The organism is Nonomuraea sp. NPDC050227 (assembly GCF_044459705.1).
Lineage (GTDB): Bacteria > Actinomycetota > Actinomycetes > Streptosporangiales > Streptosporangiaceae > Nonomuraea.
The window spans coordinates 247,670-268,668 of sequence record NZ_JBITJF010000002.1 but is presented as its reverse complement, the minus strand read 5'-3'; the positions used below and the strand labels follow the sequence as shown (position 1 = coordinate 268,668).

Annotated in this window: 18 protein-coding genes; 9 read left to right on the top strand and 9 right to left on the bottom strand. The window is 73.9% G+C overall.

Annotation, left to right across the window (positions count from 1 at the left end):
• The first annotated feature begins 177 nt into the window (after positions 1-177).
• The 5 genes from ACIBK9_RS08445 (at position 178) to ACIBK9_RS08425 (ending at position 6,008) form a co-directional block, all read left to right on the top strand.
• Positions 178-1,881, top strand: coding sequence for an exo-alpha-sialidase (locus ACIBK9_RS08445; protein WP_397157557.1), 1,704 nt, complete (start codon positions 178-180; stop codon positions 1,879-1,881).
• A gap of 247 nt (positions 1,882-2,128) precedes the next feature.
• Positions 2,129-2,923 carry an ABC transporter permease gene (locus ACIBK9_RS08440; protein ID WP_387669469.1) on the top strand — a complete coding sequence of 265 codons (795 nt, stop codon included), beginning with the start codon at positions 2,129-2,131 and terminating at the stop codon, positions 2,921-2,923.
• On the top strand, positions 2,920-3,663 hold the full coding sequence (locus tag ACIBK9_RS08435; protein WP_397156320.1) for an ABC transporter permease: 744 nt from the start codon (positions 2,920-2,922) through the stop codon (positions 3,661-3,663). The genes ACIBK9_RS08440 and ACIBK9_RS08435 overlap by 4 nt, the downstream gene beginning before the upstream one ends.
• A gap of 90 nt (positions 3,664-3,753) precedes the next feature.
• Positions 3,754-4,722 (top strand): ABC transporter substrate-binding protein, encoded by a 969-nt coding sequence (locus tag ACIBK9_RS08430; RefSeq protein ID WP_397156318.1) that lies wholly within the window; start codon positions 3,754-3,756, stop codon positions 4,720-4,722.
• A complete protein-coding gene (locus tag ACIBK9_RS08425) occupies positions 4,719-6,008 on the top strand; it encodes a flavin-dependent oxidoreductase (RefSeq protein WP_397156316.1) in 1,290 nt (429 codons plus the stop codon). Before ACIBK9_RS08430 ends, ACIBK9_RS08425 begins: the two co-directional genes overlap by 4 nt.
• 78 nt (positions 6,009-6,086) lie before the next feature.
• On the opposite strand, the gene ACIBK9_RS08420 is transcribed toward ACIBK9_RS08425, so the two are convergent.
• From ACIBK9_RS08420 to ACIBK9_RS08410, 3 genes are all read right to left on the bottom strand, one after another.
• A complete protein-coding gene (locus ACIBK9_RS08420; RefSeq protein WP_397156314.1) occupies positions 6,087-6,992 on the bottom strand; it encodes a DUF2382 domain-containing protein in 906 nt (301 codons plus the stop codon).
• Between the two features lie 105 nt (positions 6,993-7,097).
• Entirely contained in the window at positions 7,098-7,733 is a 636-nt protein-coding gene (locus ACIBK9_RS08415; protein ID WP_397156312.1) for a hypothetical protein, read from the bottom strand.
• A gap of 14 nt (positions 7,734-7,747) precedes the next feature.
• The gene (locus ACIBK9_RS08410; RefSeq protein ID WP_358286231.1) at positions 7,748-8,293 is read right to left on the bottom strand and encodes a DUF4142 domain-containing protein; all 546 of its coding nucleotides are present in this window, start codon (positions 8,291-8,293) and stop codon (positions 7,748-7,750) included.
• A 184-nt stretch (positions 8,294-8,477) separates the two neighbouring features.
• Here ACIBK9_RS08410 and ACIBK9_RS08405 point away from each other — a divergent pair, with 184 nt between their 5' ends.
• Positions 8,478-8,927 (top strand): pyridoxamine 5'-phosphate oxidase family protein, encoded by a 450-nt coding sequence (locus ACIBK9_RS08405; RefSeq protein WP_397156310.1) that lies wholly within the window; start codon positions 8,478-8,480, stop codon positions 8,925-8,927.
• Between the two features lie 411 nt (positions 8,928-9,338).
• On the top strand, positions 9,339-9,626 hold the full coding sequence (locus ACIBK9_RS08400; RefSeq protein ID WP_352327979.1) for an iron-sulfur cluster biosynthesis family protein: 288 nt from the start codon (positions 9,339-9,341) through the stop codon (positions 9,624-9,626).
• A gap of 52 nt (positions 9,627-9,678) precedes the next feature.
• Here the strand turns inward: ACIBK9_RS08400 and ACIBK9_RS08395 are convergent, their stop codons facing one another.
• Positions 9,679-10,656: an acetylxylan esterase gene (locus ACIBK9_RS08395; RefSeq protein WP_397156307.1), complete on the bottom strand. Its 978-nt coding sequence runs from the start codon at positions 10,654-10,656 to the stop codon at positions 9,679-9,681.
• 111 nt (positions 10,657-10,767) lie between these two features.
• Between ACIBK9_RS08395 and ACIBK9_RS08390 the strand changes: the two genes are divergently transcribed.
• Positions 10,768-11,058, top strand: a complete 291-nt coding sequence (locus ACIBK9_RS08390; RefSeq protein WP_364337599.1) for a hypothetical protein — start codon at positions 10,768-10,770, stop codon at positions 11,056-11,058.
• A gap of 10 nt (positions 11,059-11,068) precedes the next feature.
• A complete protein-coding gene (locus tag ACIBK9_RS08385; protein ID WP_397156305.1) occupies positions 11,069-12,259 on the top strand; it encodes an alpha/beta fold hydrolase in 1,191 nt (396 codons plus the stop codon).
• A gap of 7 nt (positions 12,260-12,266) precedes the next feature.
• Here the strand turns inward: ACIBK9_RS08385 and ACIBK9_RS08380 are convergent, their stop codons facing one another.
• The 5 genes from ACIBK9_RS08380 to ACIBK9_RS08360 form a co-directional block, all read right to left on the bottom strand.
• Entirely contained in the window at positions 12,267-16,289 is a 4,023-nt protein-coding gene (locus tag ACIBK9_RS08380) for a hypothetical protein (protein WP_397156303.1), read from the bottom strand.
• A gap of 315 nt (positions 16,290-16,604) precedes the next feature.
• Entirely contained in the window at positions 16,605-18,086 is a 1,482-nt protein-coding gene (locus ACIBK9_RS08375; RefSeq protein ID WP_397156301.1) for a DHA2 family efflux MFS transporter permease subunit, read from the bottom strand.
• A gap of 275 nt (positions 18,087-18,361) precedes the next feature.
• Positions 18,362-18,886 (bottom strand): type II toxin-antitoxin system prevent-host-death family antitoxin, encoded by a 525-nt coding sequence (locus ACIBK9_RS08370; protein ID WP_397156299.1) that lies wholly within the window; start codon positions 18,884-18,886, stop codon positions 18,362-18,364.
• A 73-nt stretch (positions 18,887-18,959) separates the two neighbouring features.
• Entirely contained in the window at positions 18,960-19,904 is a 945-nt protein-coding gene (locus ACIBK9_RS08365) for a TIGR01777 family oxidoreductase (RefSeq protein WP_397156297.1), read from the bottom strand.
• 145 nt (positions 19,905-20,049) lie between these two features.
• Entirely contained in the window at positions 20,050-20,904 is an 855-nt protein-coding gene (locus tag ACIBK9_RS08360) for an aldo/keto reductase (protein WP_397156295.1), read from the bottom strand.
• Between the last annotated feature and the right edge of the window lie 95 nt (positions 20,905-20,999).

Genomic DNA, 20,999 nt, shown 5'->3' with positions numbered 1-20,999 from the left:
GGGTCGCAGCACGTCGCTGTCAACTGACACTTAACGAATACCTATCGGACGCACGGTTGGCAACCCTGGGACGCAGGTGAAACAAGGGGCCGGAGGGGGCAGAGACAAGGCATGGCCTCGCCCGTCGCGAGGCGGCCGCCCGCGAGCGGCCACGAGAGGAAGGAGTCCCCGGTGGCGATGCCCAGAGCCGCGCTGGCGGCGGTGTTCCTGGCCGCCGGGCTGCCCGCGGCCCATGGGGTCACGCACGCCGGCGAGACGTTCTGCCGTATGCCGGAGTTCACCGGCAAGTCGGTTCCGGAGGGGCCTTACCTGATCGACACTGATGTCTCACCGCGGTGGATTTACCCGTACCCGACGCCCGCCGAGCGCGAGCCGTCGTCGGAGCAGCGGCTCGACTTCGCCGGGTTCCCGAGCGTGGCGGCGCTGGACACGGTGGGCCGCGACGGCGCTCCGGTCAGGAAGCTCCTGGTCACCTACGCCACCAACGTGGACAAGGTCGTCACCCTCTCCAGCGAGTCGGCGACCTCCGACGACGGCGGCGTCACGTTCGGCCCGAGCAACCGCACGCCGCTGCGGGAGGCGCCGATCGAGCTGCGCGACGGCCGGCTGCTGGCCCTGGAGTACTACCTGCGGCGCTCCGGACCGGGCACCGCCAAGCTGGGCGTGCTGTCCTCCACCTCCGCGCACGACGAGAGCTGGGTGCGCTGGGAGGCCACGGTCTCCTCGCCGGACGCCGGCGCCTCCGGCGGGGCCGCGCACGGCCTGCCGATCCAGCTCGCCGACGGCACGATCCTGTTCACGGCCTACATCCGCCAGGGCGACACCGAGGCCTACCAGGCGGAGGTGTTCGCCAGCGACGACGGCGGCCGCACGTTCGCCAGGCGCGGCGTGATCGCCCCGCCCCAAGGGCCGTTCGTCTACAACGAGACCGCCCTGGCCCAGACGCTCGACGGCTCCCTGCTGGCGGTGCTGCGCAGGGACGGCGAGCCGCCCTCCACGCTGCACCAGAGCCGCTCCTCCGACGGCGGCCGCACCTGGTCGCCGGTCCGGCCGCTGCGCATCGACGGCCAGGACTGCCTGGTGCGCGGCGTGGCGCCGCGGCTGCTGCTGATGCCGGACGGCGTGCTCGTGCTCAGCGCCGGGCGTCCGCACAACTGGCTGGCGATCGCCCCCGACGGGATCGGCGAGGAGTGGCGGCAGCAGACGGTGACGTACCGCAACAGCGACGGCGTGCGGGACGTGCACGGCTCCTCGGGCTACACCGCCGTGGCCGCGGTCGGCCCGCACCGGCTGATCCAGGTGTTCGACAACTGCAAGCTGCCCGGCGTGCGCCCCGACGGGCTGCTCAACGAGACGGCCTGCCCGGCCCACGGCAAGTTCGAGAACGGCGGCTGGTACGCGATCAAGCGCCGCCTGTTCACCGTCACGCCCCCCGGCCCCGACCTGCTCGACCTGGCCGCCCTGTACCGCCGCGGCGCGCTCAAGGTCGAGACCGACATGCGCTGGACCCGTCCCGGCCGGCCGCGCACCGGCCCGGCGGGCGCCTTCGACGGCAGCACCGACTACTGGTCCGGCGCCGTCGCCGCCGGCCCCGGCCGGTACGTCCTGCACCTCGACCGCCCATACGCGATCAACCGGATCGGCCTCGCTCTGCGCCCCGGGCACGCGGCCGGCGCTCGCGTGTACGTCTCCGCCGACGGCCGCTCCTGGGGCGAGCCCGTCGTCACCGTCGAGGACCGGACCGACTACGCCATGCGCTACCACACGGTGGCCCGCACCGGCGCGCACGTCATGGTCGTCACCGAGCCGACGGACGACTGCGACGCCGAGATCGGCGACTCCTGCAGCATGCTCAGCGAACTCGAACTCTACGGACGCTGAACCCGGCCGGAATATGCGGCTTATCAGGCGGGCCGAAATGGCGCGAGCCTACGGAATGTGACGCCCGGACCCGGCGGGCTTTTCGGGACCGAAGTTTTCCCGGCCGGGCGGAAACGCGCGGCTCGATTACTGTGACTTCCGTTCCTCTCTGCCCGCCTTCCGGCCTGCCGCGGTGACGAATGGCCGGACCGATGTTCCGGAGAGCCGATAAATTGCCGCCCCACTCCCCCGGCGCGGAGCCGTCGCCGTGCGCCTGATCCCCTCCCGCCCCTTCGACAGCGCCGCCGTGTGCGGCGTGACGGGCACCGTCGCGCTGCTGTGCGCCGCCGAGGCGGCCGGCCGCCTCGGGCTCGTCTCCCAGCTGGAGCTGCCGCTCGCCTCGGCGGTCCTGGCCACCGCCGCCGGGCTCGCCGCCGACCCCGCCTTCCTGGCCGACGTGCTGGCCACCTGCGGCGCGTGGGCGCTCGGACTGCTGACCGCCGTGGCGGTGGCCGTGCCCGCCGGGCTGCTGCTGGGCAGCCTGCCGCCGGTCGAGCGGGCCCTGCGTCCCGTGCTGGAGTTCCTGCGGCCCATCCCCTCGGTGGCGCTCATCCCGCTGGCCGCGTTCGTCTTCACCGGCCGCCTGGAGACGGAGGTCGCGATGATCGTGTACGCCGCGACCTGGCCCGTCCTGCTCAACACCATGTACGGGCTGCGCGAGGTCGACCCGCTGGCCAAGGAGACGATGCGGGCCTTCGGCTTCGGCCCGCCGGCCGTCCTGTGGCGGGTCAGCCTGCCGAGCGCGGCCCCCTTCGTGGCGACCGGCGTGCGGGTGGCCGCGGCCATCGCCCTGATCCTGGCCGTCAGCACCGAGCTGCTGGCCGGCACCAGCGGCATCGGCCACTTCATCATCGTGGCCGAGAGCAGCCCGGACGGCCTGCGGCTGACCATCGCCGCCACCCTGTGGGCCGGCGCGCTCGGCCTGCTCACCAACGCCCTGCTCGCCCACGCCTTCCGGCGGCTGCTGCGCTGGCACACGACGCTGACGGGAGCGGCACGATGATCAGATCCGTGGCGCGGCTGTGGGCCGTGCCCGTCGTCGTGGCCGTCTGGGAGCCGGCCACCAGGGCGGCGGGCAACCCCTACTTCCCGCCGCCGTCCACGATCGCGCTGCGCCTGCGCGAGCTGTGGATCAGCCGGACGGCCCTGGACGACCTCTCCCACAGCCTGGGCCGGCTGCTGACCGGCTGGGTGCTGGCCGGGGTGGTGGGCGTGGCGGCCGGGGTCGCCATGGGCCGCTCGCCGCTGCTGTCGAGGTTCGTGGACCCGGCGGTGCAGTTCTGCCGGGCGCTGCCGCCGCCCGCGCTGCTGCCGGTGTTCCTGGCGCTGTTCTCGACCGGCACCCTCATGCAGGTCATGACCATCGCGTGCGGCATCGTCTGGCCGGTGCTGGTCAACGCCGCCGACGGCGCCCGCGACGTGGACCGGCTGCACCTGGACACCGCGCGGGTCTTCAGGCTGTCGGCCGGGCAGCGCCTGCTGCGCGTCGTGCTGCCCTCGGCGGCCCCGAAGATCCTCGCCGGGCTGCGGCTCAGCCTGTCGCTCGCGCTGATCCTCATGGTGATCGCCGAATTCTTCGCCACCGACGGCGTCGGTTTCCGATTGCGCGCCGCCCAGCGTTCCTTCGACCTGCCGGGCATGTGGGCGGCCGTCACCGTGCTCGGGGTTCTGGGTTATCTGCTCAATCAGGTTTTCCTGATTCTGGAACGCCGGTTGGTGGCGCATTACGGCGCGACCGAATAAAGCCGCCCGGGAATGCGGAGGATTGCCGGACGGCTGTTCTTTTTCCCCGGCACGCTTTGTTCGCGAACTCAACTCTCTGGGAGCGTTTTCATGCGTCTGTTACTCGCGGCGGTCGCCCTCGCCCTGGCGATGACCGGGTGCGGCAGGGCGGACCCCCGGCCGTCGTCCGGCGGGCCGGAGAAGGCCGTGCTGAACCTCGGCATGCTGGCCCTTCCCGAGGTCGCACCCGTCCAGATCGCCATCGACAAGGGGTTCTTCGCGGCGGAGGGGCTGACCGTCAAGCCCGTCGTGATCCAGGGCGGGGCCGCCGCGATGCCCGACCTGATCAGCGGCAAGCTCGACGTCCTGCACAGCAACTACGTCTCGGCGATGCTGGCCGCCGCGCGCGGCGTGGGCCGGTTGAAGGTCGTCGGCGACGCCTACGCGGCCAAGCCCGGCAACTTCGTCCTGATGACGAGGAAGGACTCGCCCGTCACGAAGCTGGCCGACCTCAAGGGCAGGAAGGTCGGCGTCAACACCCTCGGCAACGTCGCCACCCTGGCCGTGAGCGCGCTGCTCAGGCCCGCCGGCGTGGCGCCCGCCGACATCACCTTCGTCGAACGGCCCTTCCCGCAGATGGCCGGCGCCCTGGCCAACGGCGACGTGGACGCCGCCGTGCTGCCCGAGCCGTTCTGGCAGACCGCGGCCGCCACCAGCGGGGCCCGCAGCCTGTCCGACCTGTTCACCGGGGCGACCGCCGACTTCCCGATGGCGGGCTACCTGACCACCGAGGGCTTCGCGGCCGACAATCCGCGCACGGTGGCCGCCTTCCAGCGCGGCCTGCGCAAGGCGGTGGACCTGGCCGTCGCCGACCCGGCCCAGGCCAAGGCCGCGCTGCTCAAGTACACGAAAATCGACAAGGCGACGGCCGACCTGATGGCGCTGGGCGGCTACTCCACCACCGTCGACAGGGCCCGGTTGCAGCGGGTGGCCGACCTCATGCTGGAGTTCAAGGGCAACGGCTACCTGGAGGCGCCGTTCGACGTCTCCACCCTGCTCCTTCCCGGCGGCCCCTCATGACGGGCCTCGCGGGACGACGCCCGCGGCGGGTGGTCATCGCCGGGGCGGGCATCGCCGGGCTCACCGCCGCCCTCAGCCTGCACGCGGCCGGCATCACGGACGTGACCGTGCACGAGGCCGTCAAGGACATCCGGCCGCTCGGCGTGGGCATCAACCTGCTGCCGCACGCCGTGCGCGAGCTGATCGAGCTCGGCCTGGGCGACCGCCTGGCCCGCGTCGGCGTCGAGACGGCCGACCTGACCTTCGTCACCCGGCGCGGGCAGCGCATCTGGACCGAGCCGCGCGGCCGGGCCGCGGGCCACGCCTGGCCCCAGTACTCGATCCACCGCGGCCGGCTGCAGCTCCTGCTCCTCGACGCCGTACGCGAGCGGCTCGGCCCGGACGCCGTGGTGACCGGTTCGCCCGTCACCGGGCTCGACCACGACGCCGACCTGCTCGTCGGCGCCGACGGCATCCGCTCCGGCGTCAGGGCCGCGCTGTTCCCCGGCGAGGGCGAGCCGCTGTGGGGCGGTCACGTGCTGTGGCGCGGCACGTCGCGGGCGCGGCCGTTCCTCACCGGCCGATCCATGATCATGGCGGGCGACGGCGCCCAGAAGATCGTCATCTATCCGATCGCGCCGCCGGACCCCGACGGCACGCAGCTCGTCAACTGGGCCATCCAGCACCGGGCCCCTGAGACCGTCCCCCGGGGCGACTGGAACCGGGAGGTGGAGATCGGCAAGTTCCTGCACCACGTGGCCGACGTGCGCTCCGACGCCCTCGACATCCCCGGCCTCATCGCCTCGGCCGACAAGGCGTACGAGTACCCGCTGGTGGACCGGGACCCGCTGCCGTACTGGTCGTCGGGGACGGTGACGCTGATGGGCGACGCCGCGCACCCGATGTACCCGACCGGGTCCAACGGCGGCACGCAGGCCGTCATCGACGCCCGCGTGCTGGCCCACGCGCTGGCCACCGGCCAGGGCCTGGAGTTCTACGAGAGCCGGCGGCGGCCGGTCACCAACCGGATCGTGCTGGCCAACCGCGAGGACGGGCCCGAGGTCGTCCTGCGGATGGCGCACGAACGCGCCCCCGACGGGTTCGCCGACATCGAGGAGGTCATCCCCAGGGACACGCTGGAGAAGATCTCGCTGCACTACAAGCAGCTCGCGGGCTTCGAGCCGGCCACCCTGAACGCCCGCCCCAGCTGGTCGGTCCCCCCGGACACCGGCCAGGGGTCTGTTTCCCTGAACGCCGGCCAGGAGTCGGTTCCCCTGAACGCCGGTCAGGCCGAGAGCTCGCCCTGACCGCGGGACGTGTTCTGGAGGTGGGTGTGGTGAGGCGGGGGCGCGTGGGCGCCCCCGCGTGGGACCGGGCGCGGCCTCCTACCGCTTGGGCGGGAGGTCGTCCCCACGGTTGCGGTTGCGGGTGTGCTCGCGCGCCTCGCTGTCCTCGTCGACCTCCAGGTGTTCCCTCCTGACCTGGCCCTCGACGGTCTCCTCGTGCTCGACGCGCTCCCTGTGCACGCGGATGTGCTCGACCGGCCTGGTCTCCTTGCCGATCACCGGCCGCTCCTCGTGCAGGGTGATCTGCTGCTCGTCCTCGCCGATCTCGTACGTGCCGGGCTCGCCGTCCCTGATGGGCTCGCGCTCGATCACGACCTCCTCGTGCGCGAGCGGCACCCGCTCCTGGACGTTCTCGGTCTCGACGTACTTGCGCAGCCGGACGTGCCCGCTCTCGCGGCTCTCCTTGCCGATGTGGAGCTGCTCCTCCGACGCGGTCATGTCCATGTCGCGGTCGCCGACGTCCCGGCCGCGCATCCGGCCCGGCTGCCCCGGCTGGCCCATCGCGCCTGTCTGGCCGGTGGGCGGCTGGCCGGTCATGCCCGGGCGCATGCCGCGTTCCCCGGTCGTCCGCGGCTCTCCGGCGGGCCGCTGGGCCTGCCGCTCCCCCGCGGCGGGCGAGCGCTGGGACGGGATGGTGGACGGCTGCATCCCGTAGTACCGGTAGAGCTCGGCCTCCTCCTCCAGCGACAGGCGGCCGTCCACGTCGATGTTGGGCGCGCCCTTGATCATCTCCTTGTCGAAGGGGACCCTGATCTCGTCCCCGGAACGGCGGGCGTTGGCCAGCGGCACGAAGGTCTGCTTCATGCCGAAGAACCCCGTGCGCACGGTCACCCACTCCGGCTCGCCGGTGCGGTCACTGAGGTAGACCTGGCCCACCTTGCCGATCGACTGTCCGTCCGACCCGATCACATGGCACTCGAGCAGGCTCCGGATCTCTGTTTGCATAGCCACGACGATCCCCCCGATTGTTCGTCCTGGTTCAAAAAGGACAAATACCCCAGAGAGTCGCATTTGCACACACGGGTCGGCCAGTCTTTGCCATGGATCGGCCTACGGCGGAGGCACGCCGCGGCCCTGCCGGGAGCCCTCGTAGGCGGCGCGCCGCAGCCTGGCCGTCCATCCGGCCGGGCGCAGGCAGGGGGCGCTGTTGAGCACGGGGTCGAAGGTCAGGTCCGCGCCGGGCAGCGCGGTGTGCAGGCGCAGGCGGGCCAGGTAGCGACCGCCCGCCCACAGGTGGAACAGCAGCGGGCCGCGGGCCAGCGCGCCGGGCAGCAGCGCGGGATCGGCGGGCACGCGCTCACCCTCGGGCCGGGCGACCAGCCGGTACCGGCCGGTTCCGTACACGTACGCCGTGAGGCTTGAGTACGGCCCCGACGTGAAGGTGCGGCGCGGCACCGGCACAGGGCCCGCGCCGGTGGACAGCAACAGGTCCACCCCGTTGGGCAGGCGCACGGCCAGCCCCAGCACGTCGGGCAGCCGGCCCGGCAGGGACAGCCCCTTGGACAGCCGGGCCCGCACCTCGTGCTCGCCCGGCTCCCCCAGCGGCGCCGCCTCGACCGTCAGCGTGCCCGCCAGGAGCAGCCCGCGCCGGTGCAGCGCGCGGCCGCGCCGGAGCCCGGCCAGCACGCGCGCCGCGGCGCGGGCGAAGGAGTCGAGCGCGGCCGGAGGGCCCGTGCCGCCGGGCATCGCGGACGCCCTCGTCAGTAGTCTTCCTGCGCCTTCTTCAGCGCCTTGAGGTGCTCCTGCAGCGTCGGGGACGCGGACTTGGCCAGCGCCACCACCGCCGGCGACGAGCCCTTGGAGATCTCCTCCTTGGTGGCCTCGATCGCCGTCTTGTGGGCCTTGACCATGCCGACGACGAACTCCTTGTCGAACTCCTTGCCCTTGGCGTCCTGCAGGCGCTTGGCCATGGCGGCCTGGGCGGAGGTCGGCGCGGCGGGAAGCTGGATGGCGAGCTGGCTCGCGGTCTCGGTCACCTTCTTGTCGAACTGGGTGTGGTCGTCGACGAGCATCCGGCCGATCGACTTGATCTGGTCGGTGGCGCCCTTCTTCTCGGCCAGCCGGCCCGCCTCGATCTCGGCCAGGTTCCCCTGGTGGATGGTCGCCATCCAGGTCCTGTCCTGCTCGGACGGCTGAGCGTCGGTCCGCGGCGCCAGCCCCGCGGTGTTGGTGGTGGCGCTTTCGCCGCACCCGGACAGGGCGACGACGGCCGCGGCGGCCAGCAGCATGGTCAGACGAGTACGCATGAGGTTTCCTATGACATGGTGACACTTCTCCGACACAGAGAGTAACCATGCGCTCGCGACTTCCCCCTCAGGCGCGCCGCGTCGCACCCTGGCTGCCGGGTGTCGCGGGCCGCCGCCGTGAGCCGTCATCATGTTGACGGACGAGACGCGGTCGGACCTGACCGCCGAGAGCGCGAGGAGAAGGATGACGCCACCGGCCCGATCACCGGAGCAGCGCAAGCGGGACACGCTCGACCGGCTCGAACACGACGTCGACGCCTGGGTGGCCACGGCGGGCGACGGCGGCCCGTACATGACGCCGCTGTCGTTCCTGTGGGACGGGCACCGGCTGCTGCTGTCCACCGCCGACGCCACGCCCACCGCCCGCAACCTGCTCGACTGCGGCACCGTCCGCCTCGGCCTGGGCCTGACCAGGGACGTCGTCCTCATCCACGGCACCGTGACCGCGCAGCCGGCCGCCACGATCCCCGGCGACATCGGGGACGCGTTCGCGGTGAAGACCGGGTTCGACCCGCGGGTGTCGCGCGGCCCGTACACGTACTTCTGGGTCACGCCGGTGCTGGTGCAGGCGTGGCGCGAGGTGAACGAGCTCGCCGGGCGCGACCTGATGCTCGACGGGAAGTGGACCGTCTAACCGAACCCCAGCACCAGCGTGGTGTGCCGCTTCACGATGACGAACTCCTGTCCCGGCCCCTGGGCGGCACTCTCTGAGGTGCGGCTTTCTGACGTGGGCCTCTCTGGGGCGGCGCTTTCTGGGGCGGGGGTCCGTCGCCCGGTCGGATCGGCGGCGTCGGGGTTTTCTCGTCCGGGCGGACCTGGGGCGCGGGTGGCGCGGCACGGCGAGCAGCGCGTCCGCCACGTCGTCGGCGATCTCCTGGCGCTCGCGCAGGTCCGCGACCATGGCGTGCCTGAGCCGGACGGCATCCACGCCGCGATTGTCCACCGGCCGGGAATTCACGGTAAAGAAAACGCCAAGAAGGGTTGGGCTCCGGGATGGGGGGAATGGCAGGCAACTTCTGTACGTCGACCGTTTGGAGGAGCCGTAGTGCTCACCCTGACAGCCAACGCAGCCCAGGCGATCCGCGACCTGACCGCGTCCGCGCCGGAACCCGCCCAGGGCGGGATCCGCATCTCGTCGCAGGGCGAGGGCGCGAACTCGCTCACCCTCTCCCTGGCCACGGCCCCTGAGCCGGCCGACGAGGTGGTGGAGACCGAGGGCGCGCGGGTCTACCTCGATCCCGTGGCCGCGACCGTGCTGGACGACAAGTCCCTCGACGCCGGGGCCGACGCGCAGGGGAGCGTGTCGTTCATGGTGACCCCGCAGGCGGTGTGACGGGCAGCCGCCGTACCGGTGCTCACGCCGGTACGGCGGCCCCGCACCCGGGTCAGCCGGCCAGGAGCTTGTGCAGGTAGCGGACCTGCTCCTCGGTCTGGTAGCCCGACCCGCCCTCGTGCCCGTTCCAGGGCCAGACGGTGATCTCCTTCGGTCCCTGCCAGTGGTTGTAGGCGGCGAAGACCGTGGAGGGCGGGCAGACGTAGTCCATGAGCGCGACCGAGTACAGCACGGGCACCCGGCCGCGGGCGGCGAAGTTGACGCCGTCGAAGTACGACAGCGTGCGGAACACCTGGTCGGCGCCGTCCCGGCGGGAGGCCAGGAAGCGCACCACCTCCTGGTACGGGTCCCGGTCGGTGATCTCCAGCGCCCGCCGGAAGTGCGTCAGGAACGGCACGTCCACCAGCGCGGCCCGCACCGACGGGCGCAACGCCGCCGTGGCCTGCGCGATCGCGCCGCCCTGGCTGCCGCCCGAGACCACGATGCGCCCGGCGTCCACCGCCGGATGGGCCGCGGCCACGTCGACCGCCCTGGCCGCGTCGGTGAACACGCGCCGGTAGTAGTAGTCCTCGGGGTCGAGGATGCCGCGCGTCATCATGCCGGGCGCCTGGACGTTGGCGCTGCCGTGCGGGTCGCCGGTCGTGCCGGGGCTGGTGGGGCTCGCGCCGCCGTGTCCCCGGGTCTCCATCACGAACACCGCGTAGCCGGCCGTGGGCCACAGCAGGTGGTCCTTCGGGAACCCGCGCCCGCCGCTGTAACCGATGTAGTGCATCACGCACGGCACCGGCTCCCGCACGCCGCGCGGCAGGATGAACCAGCCGCCGATCCGGTGGCCGCCCCACCCGGCGAACGACACGTCGTAGACGTCGACGCCGCTCAGCGGCAGGTCGTAGGGCACGAACTCGGCGGCCGGGTCGAACGCCTCGGCCTCGGCCAGCGTCCGGGACCAGAAGTCGTCGAAGTCGGCGGGCTCGTCGCGGTCGGGGAGGTAGGCGCGCAACTGCTCGATCGGGAGGTCGAACAAGGACACGGGGGGACTCCAAGCTGTAGGCAACCCTGATATTTCACCTCATCAGCCCAGGTAAGCGCTATCCTCCGCCGGCGGAAGCTGAAAGCGCGCGTACGGGGTAGTGGAGGTCGCGTGATCGAATACGTGATCGAGGTTCCTTCCTCCCATCTCTATCCCGGCCTGGTGCTGGAGGCCCCGGCGGACGCCGAGGACTTCCTCGTGCTGTTCACCGACGACTCCGAGTCGCGCGCCCAGCTCCTCGGCGACGCCTCGGGACGTCCGGTGCTCAGGGTCGGCGGATACATGACCACGAACGGCACCGTCATCGACGAGCGGGTGTGGACCGTGCGCGAGACGCTGCGCACCGGCGACCGCCTGCGCATCCGCCTGGGCCGCTCGCTCCCCTCCCCCGTCACGGGCTAGCGTCCCCTTTGTGAGGTCTTTTGCCGGGATGGTGGCGGGCGTCGCGGTGCTCGCGCTGTCGCCCGTCGCCGGGCTGGCCGCGCTGGCCGGGACGGCGATGGTGGGCGCGCGGCCCGGGGTGTTCACGGTGACCGGCCTCGCGGTGTTCGCCTCGGTGTTCTATCTCGGGCTGCTGGTGTGCGTGCCCCGGCCGCGGGCGACCTGGGGGCGGTGGTTACGGGCCGCGCTGATCCTGGCCGTCGAGGTGGCGGTGGTCTGGCGGGTCGCGGACGCGACGCTGACCCCGCCGCCGGCGCCGGCCGGGGCCCCGTCGCCGGTGGCCGGGCAGCGCGAGTGGCGGCTGCCGACGGGGTCGCGGCTGGCGTACGTACGGGTCGCGCCGAAGCGGGTCATCCGCCCGGAGCCGGTGGTCTTCCTGTCCGGCGCGGCCGGCCTGGCGGACCTGGCCGCCGATCCGGCGTTCTACCGGCGGCTGGCCGCCGACGGGCACGAGGTGTACGTCTACGACCGGGTGGGCGCGGGACGCTCGGCGCGGCTGCCGGACCCGGCCGCGTACGGGCTGGGCCGCGACGTGGCGGACCTGGAGCAGGTGCGGCAGGCGATCGGCGCCCGTCGCATGACCCTGGTCGCGCGCGGCGAGGGCGCCCGGCTGGCGGCGGCCTACCTGTCCGCCCATCCGGACGGGGTGTCCAGGGCGGTGCTCGCCTCCCCCGCCGACCTCGACCGGGCCCGTGCCGCGACGCTGCTGGACGACGGCCCGCCCACCCCCAGGATGCTCGCGGTCTACACGCTGCTGCGGGTCGAACCGGCGGCGGCGCACGCGTTCGCCGGCGACGCCGAACTCGACGCCCGCGCCGCAGGCTCCGCCGTCTGCCCGGAGGGCCGGCCCGCCGGGAAGCCGCCCCTGACCCAGTCGGACGGTTCGGGTGGGTATGCGTGGCTGGTGGACCGGCCGTCGCCGCCTGGGATGCGGGAGGGGCTGGCCCGGGTGACGGCGCCCGTCCTGGTGGTCAAGGGGGCGTGCGACGGGGAGAGCTGGTCGGCGGCCACCGACGTCCGGCGGGCGATCCCCGGTGCCGGGCTCGTCTACGCCGAGGGGCGGGGGGCGTACCTGGCGACGCTGCGGGCGTTCCTGGCGGGCCGGGCGGTGCCGCCGTACGAGGGGGCCACGCCCCCGGCCGGTTACCGGGGGCCGTGGTGAACCCGGCTCAGCGGTCCCGCGTCCGGGGCTCCGGGCGGCCGGGGCGGGCGCAGGAGCCGGCCGTGGCCGCCGCCACCTTCCATCCCGCGTCCGGGAACGGCGACATGAAGTGGGTCAGCAGGTCCACCGCGTAGTCGGGGGCCTGCCCGCCGGGGTCGAGGAAGGACACCATCTGCGGGCCGTCGGAGCCGCGCAGGGTGATCGAGCCGCCCCTGCCGCCGGAGGCGAAGCCGGGCTTGGCGTCCACGGTGAGGCAGGCGAGCCCGATCCCGGCGGCGGCGATCTCCTGGCGGGCGCCGATGCGGCGCATGCGCTGGTCGTAGCGGCGCAGGGCGAGCGAGGTGGCCCGGGTGAGCCGCAGGGAGCCGGTGAAGGCGTCCGCGCCGATCCTCCTGCTCAGCCTGACCCGCAGGGAGACGTCCGGCCGCAGGTCCACGCCCTTGGCGGTCAGGCGGAGGCGGTCGTAGGCGCCCTCGAAGCCGGGCGCGAGGAACCCGGCCGCGGCCGGCGCCTTGAGCCCGAACGGGATGCGCCCCGGCCGCACCCGCAACCAGGACACGCGCCGGACCGCCAGCGACACCTCCCGCACCGCGCTCGCGCCGAGCGCGAAGTCCCCGCCGACCTGGTAGGTGAGGAACCCCGAGGTGTACGGCACCTCCTTGGACACGGCGATCCGCTGCCGCTGGACCGGGCCCACGCGCAACCCGGCGCCCACCGCGACGCGGCCCGTCGGCCCCGGTTTCGAGACCAGATCGAGCGACTGGTCGGGATTGAGGCGGATCGTCGTGTCGGCGGCCAGGTCCTCGACCGCGAGCGAGACCCCGCCGAGCCGCCCGGACGGGTCCACCAGGCGGCCGTCCACGGCCAGCCGGCCGTCCAGGGTGCTCGCGCCGCCCCGGTAGGTGAGCGTGGGGACGCTCAGCCCGGCGGCCGAGGCGTCGGCGTCGAGCCCGAGCACCGCGGGGACGTCGGTCAGCCGCAGCCCGCCGCTGCCCCGGCCGGGCAGGGTGACCTCGGCGGTCAGGCGTTCGACCGGCGCGGAGTTCCGTACCCGGATCCGGGTCTGGGCCCCGTACGTGCCCCGCACGTCCACGGCGGCCGGCACCGGGTCGAGGGCGACGTGGCCGCGCAGCCCGCCCGCCTCGGCCCGCACGTCGAGCGCGCCCAGCGTGGCAGGCGGCTCGACGCGGTAGGCGACGTGCCCGGCGTCCAACGGGCCCAGGGACAACCGGGTGATCCTGGCCGGCAGCCGGGTCAGCGTGGCCCGCGCCCTGATCGGGACCGGCGCGAGCACGCTGCTGTCCAGGTGGAGGGCGAGGGTCCGGCGTCTGGGGGCGAAGCCGGAGAAGGCGAACGTGCCGCCCGCCGGGTCGATCGTCACCTGGCTGGGCAGGCCGGTGACGTCGAGGTAGCCCTGCAGGCCGTAGCAGCCGCGTCCCGCCGCGCAGAACGGGCCCTGACCGCAGCCGCCGGCCGGGCAGCCGCCGTCCGCCAGCGAGAGGCCGCCCTCGACGGCGGGCGCGGGACGCATGCGGGCCAGCGCGGCGGTCCTGCCGAGCCAGGCGCGGGCGGTCACGCCGAGCCGGGAGCCGGAGTAGGTGAGCCTGCCCTCGGGCGTGGCGGCGACGGTCAGGTCGCCCGGCACCGGCCCCACCCTGCCGAGGACGCCGAAGCGCACGTCCCCCAGGACGATGTCGGCGTCCACGGCGAGCCGCTGCCTGGCGGCCCGGAACCGGGCCAGGAACCCCTGGCCGGACGGGCTGAGCTCGACCCGCGACAGGCCCCTGACCAGCACGCTCGCGTCCAGGTCGCCGCCGGTCCGGTCGTAGTGGGCGGCCAGGTGCGGGCCGCTGGGGGACGTGGCGCCGTCGTGGTTGGCGACGGCCAGGGCCGCCGACCGCACCGGGCCGGACAGCCCGCGGAAGCGGTAGACGCCGTCCTTCCAGGCGGCCTCGAAGCGGGCCGGGACGCCGGTCACGTCGGCGGCGGCCCTGAGCACCCGGCCGCCCGTCCTGATCCGGGCCAGCGCCGACACCTTGGCCACGGGGGCGCTCGCGGTCCAGGTGAGCGTCCCGGCCGCGGTGTCGGCGGCCAGTTCGGCCCGCTTCGGCACACCCTCCACCGCCACCCGCACGTCGTCCCCGGCCGAGGCGCCGTCGAGGGCGGTGACGTACGACCTGGCCGCGTAGAGGCGGAGGCCGCGGAGCCGGCCGGACGTGGCGACCTCGACCGACGAGCGCTCGCCCAGCGTCCACGCGGTCCTGACGTCCCCACGCACCCCGCGGACCGTGCCGTCGATCGTCGGCCCGCTCCGGACGTCGGCGTAGGCCGCCCGGACCCGGTCGATCGCGCCGCCGGCCCGGTAGACGGCCGTTCCGGCGGCGGGGTCGAGGGTGAGGTCGGCCTCGGCGGGCGTGTTGGAGATCTCCAGGCGTGCCAGGCGCCTCCCGTCGAGGCCCGCGGCCACGAAGGGCCGGCCGCTCGCCCTGGCCTCCAGGCGGGCGTGCGGCGCGCTGCCGTAGGTGACGTCGAACCCCGACACGCCGGACAGCAGCGCCGAGACCCCGGCGGCGTCGCCGTTCTTGATCAGGGTGACGTGGCCGCCGGCGGGGCTGGAGATCGCGCCGCCGCCGCGTTGCAGGACCGCGGCGAACCGGCCGATCGGCGAACTGGCCGTCTGCGTGACGCGGTGCGCGGCCGGGTCGCTCTCCAACCGGACCCGGGCCGGCAGCCCGCTCAGCTCGGCCCGCAGCACGGTCCCGGACGCGGCCCGGTCGTAGTACAGCACCTTGGCCGAGCCCGCCCGCGCGGGCCCCGACGACTCGACGGTCAGGCTCTGCCTGCCGCCGGACGCGACGTGGGCGGCGGTGAACGAGCGGGGCACCTCGCGCAGCTCGGCGCTCGCCGCCGTGGCCAGGCGGCCGTCGCGGTAAAGGTGGGTGTGCAGCTCGGCGCGGGCGATCGGGGCTGGGGCGGTGAAGCGCATCCGTCCGCCGGCCAGGCGCACGTGGGCGCGGGCAGGCATGCGGTCCAGTACGGCCTGCGTGTAGCGGCCCGGGGAGACGGCGACCGCGTCCAGCCTGGCGGGACGCGACGCGGTGACGTCCAGCTCGACCTCTGGAGAGGTGGTGGCGTCCCGCTCGGCGGCCGGGGTTGGTGAGTCGAGGGTGGCCTCGACCGTGAGTCGTTCGGTGGCTGGGGTCTGGCGCAGGCTCACCGCCGTGCGTCCGGTCAGCCCTGCCAGGGTGACGGCGGACGGTCCCGGGTCCTTGCGGGTGACGTTCGCCCTGACCGTCCGGCCGTCCGGGTCGATGGAGAACGTCCCGCGGTCGAGCGCCGACAGCGACGCGCCGCCGCGCAGGCCGTCGAAGCCGACGGTCACCTTGTCGTCGTACTCGGCCCAGACCAGCGCCCTGACCCTCTTCCCGGACAGGCTCCTGACCGCGAACCCGAGCCCGATGCCCCCGCTCCCGGGGTTCGCGACGGGCATCAGGTCGGCCGCCAGGTCGGGGAGGCCGTCGCCGGTGACGTCCGCGGCGACCGGCACGGCGACGGGCCTGCGCGCCGAACACGCCACCGCCCGCTCCACCCCCACCACACACAACCGATACGTCACCCCTTGCCTCGCCGGCAGAGCCCCACCGGCCGCATCACCCACCGGCCCTCTCGCCGAGACGACCACGCCGCCTCCCTGGGGGCGGATCAGGGGGCGGATGTCCAGGCGCAGGGCGTCCAGGGCCTTGGTGACGGACGGGGGCGGGCGCAGGAGGGTCAGAGGGGCGGCGCCGGTCGTGTCGGGGAGGAGGGCGGCGGGGTCGGGGGCCCGCCGTCCGAGCCCCTGCCGTTCCTGCCGCCGAACGGCCTGGGCGGCGATGGCGTCGGCGAGACCCGTCCCGGCGGGCGTGGTGATCTGCAGCCGTTCCGGCCCCACCGGCCCCTTCCCCATCGCCCGTACGGCGGGCGACGGCCCCGACGGAACCCGCACCACGGCAGGCGGCGGCTCCGGAACCCCGGGCACCGCCTGCGCCATCACCTGACCACCCGCCGACGCCTGGCCCCCTCGCGCAGTCGAGGCGTGACCGGAGGCTGCGGCGACGGGCGGACCTGCCAGTGCCGTGGCTGCGATGGACGTCGAAGCGAGCACGCGCAGAAGGGCGTGCGGCATGAAGCGTTCCCCCGAACCCGTCTAACTCATCCCATCAGAAACAATGGTCACGAGATGACCATATTTCCTCACTAATCGTCAAACGCGGCGCAACGTGGAACTCCAATTCCCGCCCCCGCCACTTCGTCCCTGGCCACCTCACCCCCTCGCCGACGCGTTCGCTCGACGCCAGGTGAGCCGCTACGCCGCCGCCCGGCGCGCCCCCGTCCGGCTCACCGCCGTGACCACGGTGGCCGCCACGGCGAGCACCAGCAGGACGCCCACCGCCAGCCGGTAACCGTCCTGCAGCACGTCGGCCACGCCGGACAGCCGGGCGGGGTCGGCGGCGTAGACCAGGTGCCGCTCGGCGGCCGGCACGGACGCGGCGACGATCGCCAGCGACATGGCGGTGCTGATCACGGTCGAGACGTTGACCAGCATGAGCCGTACACCGTTGACCACGCCGAGCCGGTCCTGCGGCGCGTCCATCATGATCGCGGTGGTGTTGGCGGTGATGAACAGCCCGCTGCCCGCGCCCACGAGCGCGAGCGCCGTCCCGAGCCAGGCGTAGGGCACGGACGGGTCCAGCGCGGCCAGCATGACCGCCATGCCCGCCGCGCTCACCGCCGAGCCGGCCACCGCCACCGTGCGCGGGTGGAACCGTCCGGTCAGCGCCCCGGCGACCAGCGAGGTCAGGGCCGAGGCGGCCGAGACGGGCAGCACCGCGAGCCCGGCCTGGGCGGGCTCGAACTGCCGGGTGGACTGCAGGAACAACGAGATCACCAGCACGATCGAGAACTGCCCGAGCGAGTTGAGCACGGCGGCCAGGTTCGCCAGCGCGAAACCGCGGTCGCCGAACAGCCGCAGGTCGAGCAGCGGCGTCCGGCTGCGCCACTCGACCAGTGCGAACACCGGGGCCGCCGCCGCGAACGCCACCCCGCCCGCCACCACCCACGGGCTCAGCCAGCCGAGCGAGCTGCCCTGCGACAGGGCCAGCAGCAGGCCGCTCAGCCAGGTGAACAGCAGGACGATCCCCGGCACGTCCAGCCGCTCGCGCGGGCCCCTCGGCACCGGGCGGAGGGTGACCGCGCCCCAGACGATGGCCGCGACCCCGACGGGCACGTTGAACCAGAAGATCCACCGCCAGCCCGCCGCGCCCGCCAGGAACCCGCCGAACGACGGCCCCACGAGCCCCGCCACGGAGATGATGGCCATGTAGACGGCCATGCCACGGCCCAGCCGGGCCGGCGGGAAGGCGCGGGCCAGGATGGCCGAGCTGTTGGCCAGGATCATGGCCGAGCCGCACGCCTGGGCGACGCGGCCCGCGAGCAGCACCTCGATCGAGGGCGCGAACCCGGCCGCCAGGCTCGCGACGGTGAACACCACGAACCCCAGTAAGTACGTGCCGCGCCTGCCGAACAGGTCGGCCACCCGCCCGAACACCACCAGCCCGACCGAGCTGACCAGCATGTAGGCGAGCAGCACCCAGCTCGCCAGGAAGGCGCCGACGCGGAAGTGCGCGACGACGGCGGGCAGGGCCACGTTGAGCGAGCTGGAGTTGAGCCCGGTCAGGAACATGCCGAGGCTGGTGACCGAGACGGCCCGCCAGGCGTACCGGAGCTGCGCCGCCTCATCCTCCGCCCCCGCCACCGGCACCGCCGCGACGGCCTCGGACTCAGTCACACCGGACCGCCTGAACGTTCATGCCCCACTCTTTCTAGAATCCTCCTCTAGGAAAGAGCCCACCCCGCCGATTGTCAAGATCCCAGCCCCGGGAACGTCCGGCCACAGGCGCGGGCGAGGGTGGCGGTGAGGTGGGGTGGGGGCACGTGCGGGCAGCAGCACGGGCGGAGGTGCACGCGCAGCGGCGCACACGCAGAGGGCGCCGCACGCAGATCCGGATGCAGGGGGCGGGCACAGGGGGCGCTGCGGGAGTCGGCGCCCCGTGCGGGGAAGGTTCAGGCCAGTGTGCGGAGGGCCTGCTCCGCGGTGTCGCCGGTGCCGACGGCCACCTCGCCGCCGTCGCCGTCACGCGCCACGGCGATCACTCCGGACCCGGTCGGATGGCGGCTCAGGGTGACCGTGCAGCCGTCACGCAGCAGCGCCTCCACGTCGGCCGCCCTCTGCGGCGCGGCTCGCTCACCGGATCCGGGCCCGAGCAGGCGGGTGGCCGCGATCAGCGCGGCGACCGGCGTCCGGTGCCGGGCCAGGAGCACAGGGCTGTCGTCGTACGGCTCCGAGACCTGCCGGACGAGCTCCCCCAGCTTCGCCTTGGCCGTGGACAACGACACCACCGGCAATCCGGTCAGCATCCCGGGAACCTTGGACAGCGGCACCAGCGCGGCCCACTCCCAGCGCTCCCGCGTGATCAGCGTGATCTGCCCCTCACCCGCCGCGCCCACCAGCGCCCCCCAGCGGGACCGTGCCTCCTCGACCCCGATGGGCACGCCCAGCCTGTCCTCCATCTCGCTGTAATTGATCATGAGGAAAACCGTAAGGCACCTTACGATATTCGCGCAAGGATTCTCGCCCGCCCCCGCGCGGCGTCGGGCGCGCTCACCTCCCGCGACGCACCCTCCGGACGAGGTCGTCGGCGGCCTCCCGCCACTGCGGGTAGTCGAAGGCGAAACCCGCTTCCAGCAACCGCCCCGGGACCACCCGGCGGCTCTTGAGCAGCAACTCGGTGTCGGACCGCAGCGCGTACGCGCCGAGCTCGGCCATCCACCGCGTCGCCGGCAGGCCCACCGGCACGCCCCAGGCGGACCGCAGCGTCCGCATGAACGCGGCCTGCGGCAGCGGCCCGGGCGCGGCCAGGTTGACCGGTCCGTCCAGGTCGTCCCGCCCGGCCAGGAACTCGACCGCGCGGACGAGGTCGCGGTCGTGGATCCAGGACACGTACTGCGCGCCGCCCGCCAGTGGCCCGCCGAGGCCGAGCCGGGCCATGCGCAGCAGCACGTCGAAGACGCCGCCGCGATCGGGGCTCATCACCATGGCGGTGCGCAGGGCGACCTTGCGCGTGTGCGGGGTCTCGGCCCGCTCCTGCTCCCGCTCCCAGGCCTTGGCGATCTCGACGCTGTAGCGCCAGTAGCCCGGGACGCCGGGCTCGTCGCCGCCGATCAGGCCGGTCGCCTCGTCGTTGGGGGCGTCGAAGCGGTGCGCGTAGAGGGTGGCGGTGCTCATCTGCAGCCAGACCCGGGGCGGACGTGCGGCGGCGGCGATCGCCCGTCCCACGACTTGGGTGGAGCGCACCCGGGAGTCCATCATGGCCCGCAGGTTGGCGGGGGTGTAACGGCAGTTCACGCTCCGTCCGGCCAGGTTGACCACGAGATCGCTGCCGTCGATCTCGCGCGCCCACGCGCCCAGGGTCGCGCCGTCCCAGGCGACCTCGCCTTTCCGGGACGGCCTGCGGGTCAGCACCACGACCTCGTGGCCGGCGGAGGTCAGCGCCCGGCGGAGGATCTCGCCGACCTGTCCGGTTCCTCCGGGAATCACGGTCTTCACTCTGCCGACCCTACTCCCGTCTTTTGAACGCGTTCAGGGCGGCCCCGAGCGCCGCCGGGCAGCGCGCTCGTCGCGGCGGAGGGCGTCGGAGAGGACAAAGGAGCGGAGGGGTCCTGGCCGGGCGGGAGTTCGCGGTCGCGGCGGTTCAGGACGTGAGGGCGTCCAGCGTGCGCGTGTCCTCGTCGGTCAGGGTGAGGTCGGCGGCGGCCAGGTTCTCCTTCAGATGGACGGCCGAGCCGGTGCCGGGCGTGGGTAGGACGACCGGGGAGCGGTGCAGCAGCCACGCCAGCGCCACCTGCCCGGACGTCGCGCCGTGCCGGGCGGCCACCCGCTCGATCGCCGCCCCCGTCCCGGCCCCCGCGGCGAGGGAACCGTTCCCGAGGGGGAACCAGGGCAGGAACGCGATGCCAAGTTCTTCGCAGCGCGCGAGCACCGGCTCCGACTCCCGGTCCAGCACGTTGAACCGGTTCTGCACCGACGCCGGCCGCAGGACGGTCAGCGCCTCGTCGAGCTGGTCCAGGGTGACGGTGTCGAGCCCGATGTGCCGGATCTTGCCCTCTTCGCGCAGTTCGGCCAGCGTGCCGAGCTGGTCGGCGAGCGGCACCGCGGGGTCGATGCGGTGGAGCTGGTACAGGTCGATGGTGTCGGTGCGCAGACGGCGCAGGCTCGCCTCGCACATGGCGCGCAGATCCTCGGGGCGTCCGGCGGCGTGCCACTTGTCCGGCCCGGTGCGGATCACGCCGCCCTTGGTGGCCAGCACCAGGTCGCCGGGGTACGGATGGAGGGCCTGGGCGATCAGCTCCTCGGCGATGTCCGGGCCGTAGTTGTCGGCGGTGTCGATGAGCGTGACGCCGCGGTCGACGGCCAGGCGGAGGAGCGCGACCGCCTCGCCGGGCGTCAGGCGCGGGCCCCAGTAGCCGGGGCCCGTGAGCTGGGCGGTGCCGTAGCCGAGGCGTCGCACCCGCAGCTCACCGGCGATCTCGAACGTCCTGCCCACCACCGCGCCCGCCTTTCCCCGATGAAAGGGCCCATCGTACGGCCGCCTCACCGCCGGGACCGCCGTCCCCTGACAGGGCGGCGCTCGTCCAGCAGTGA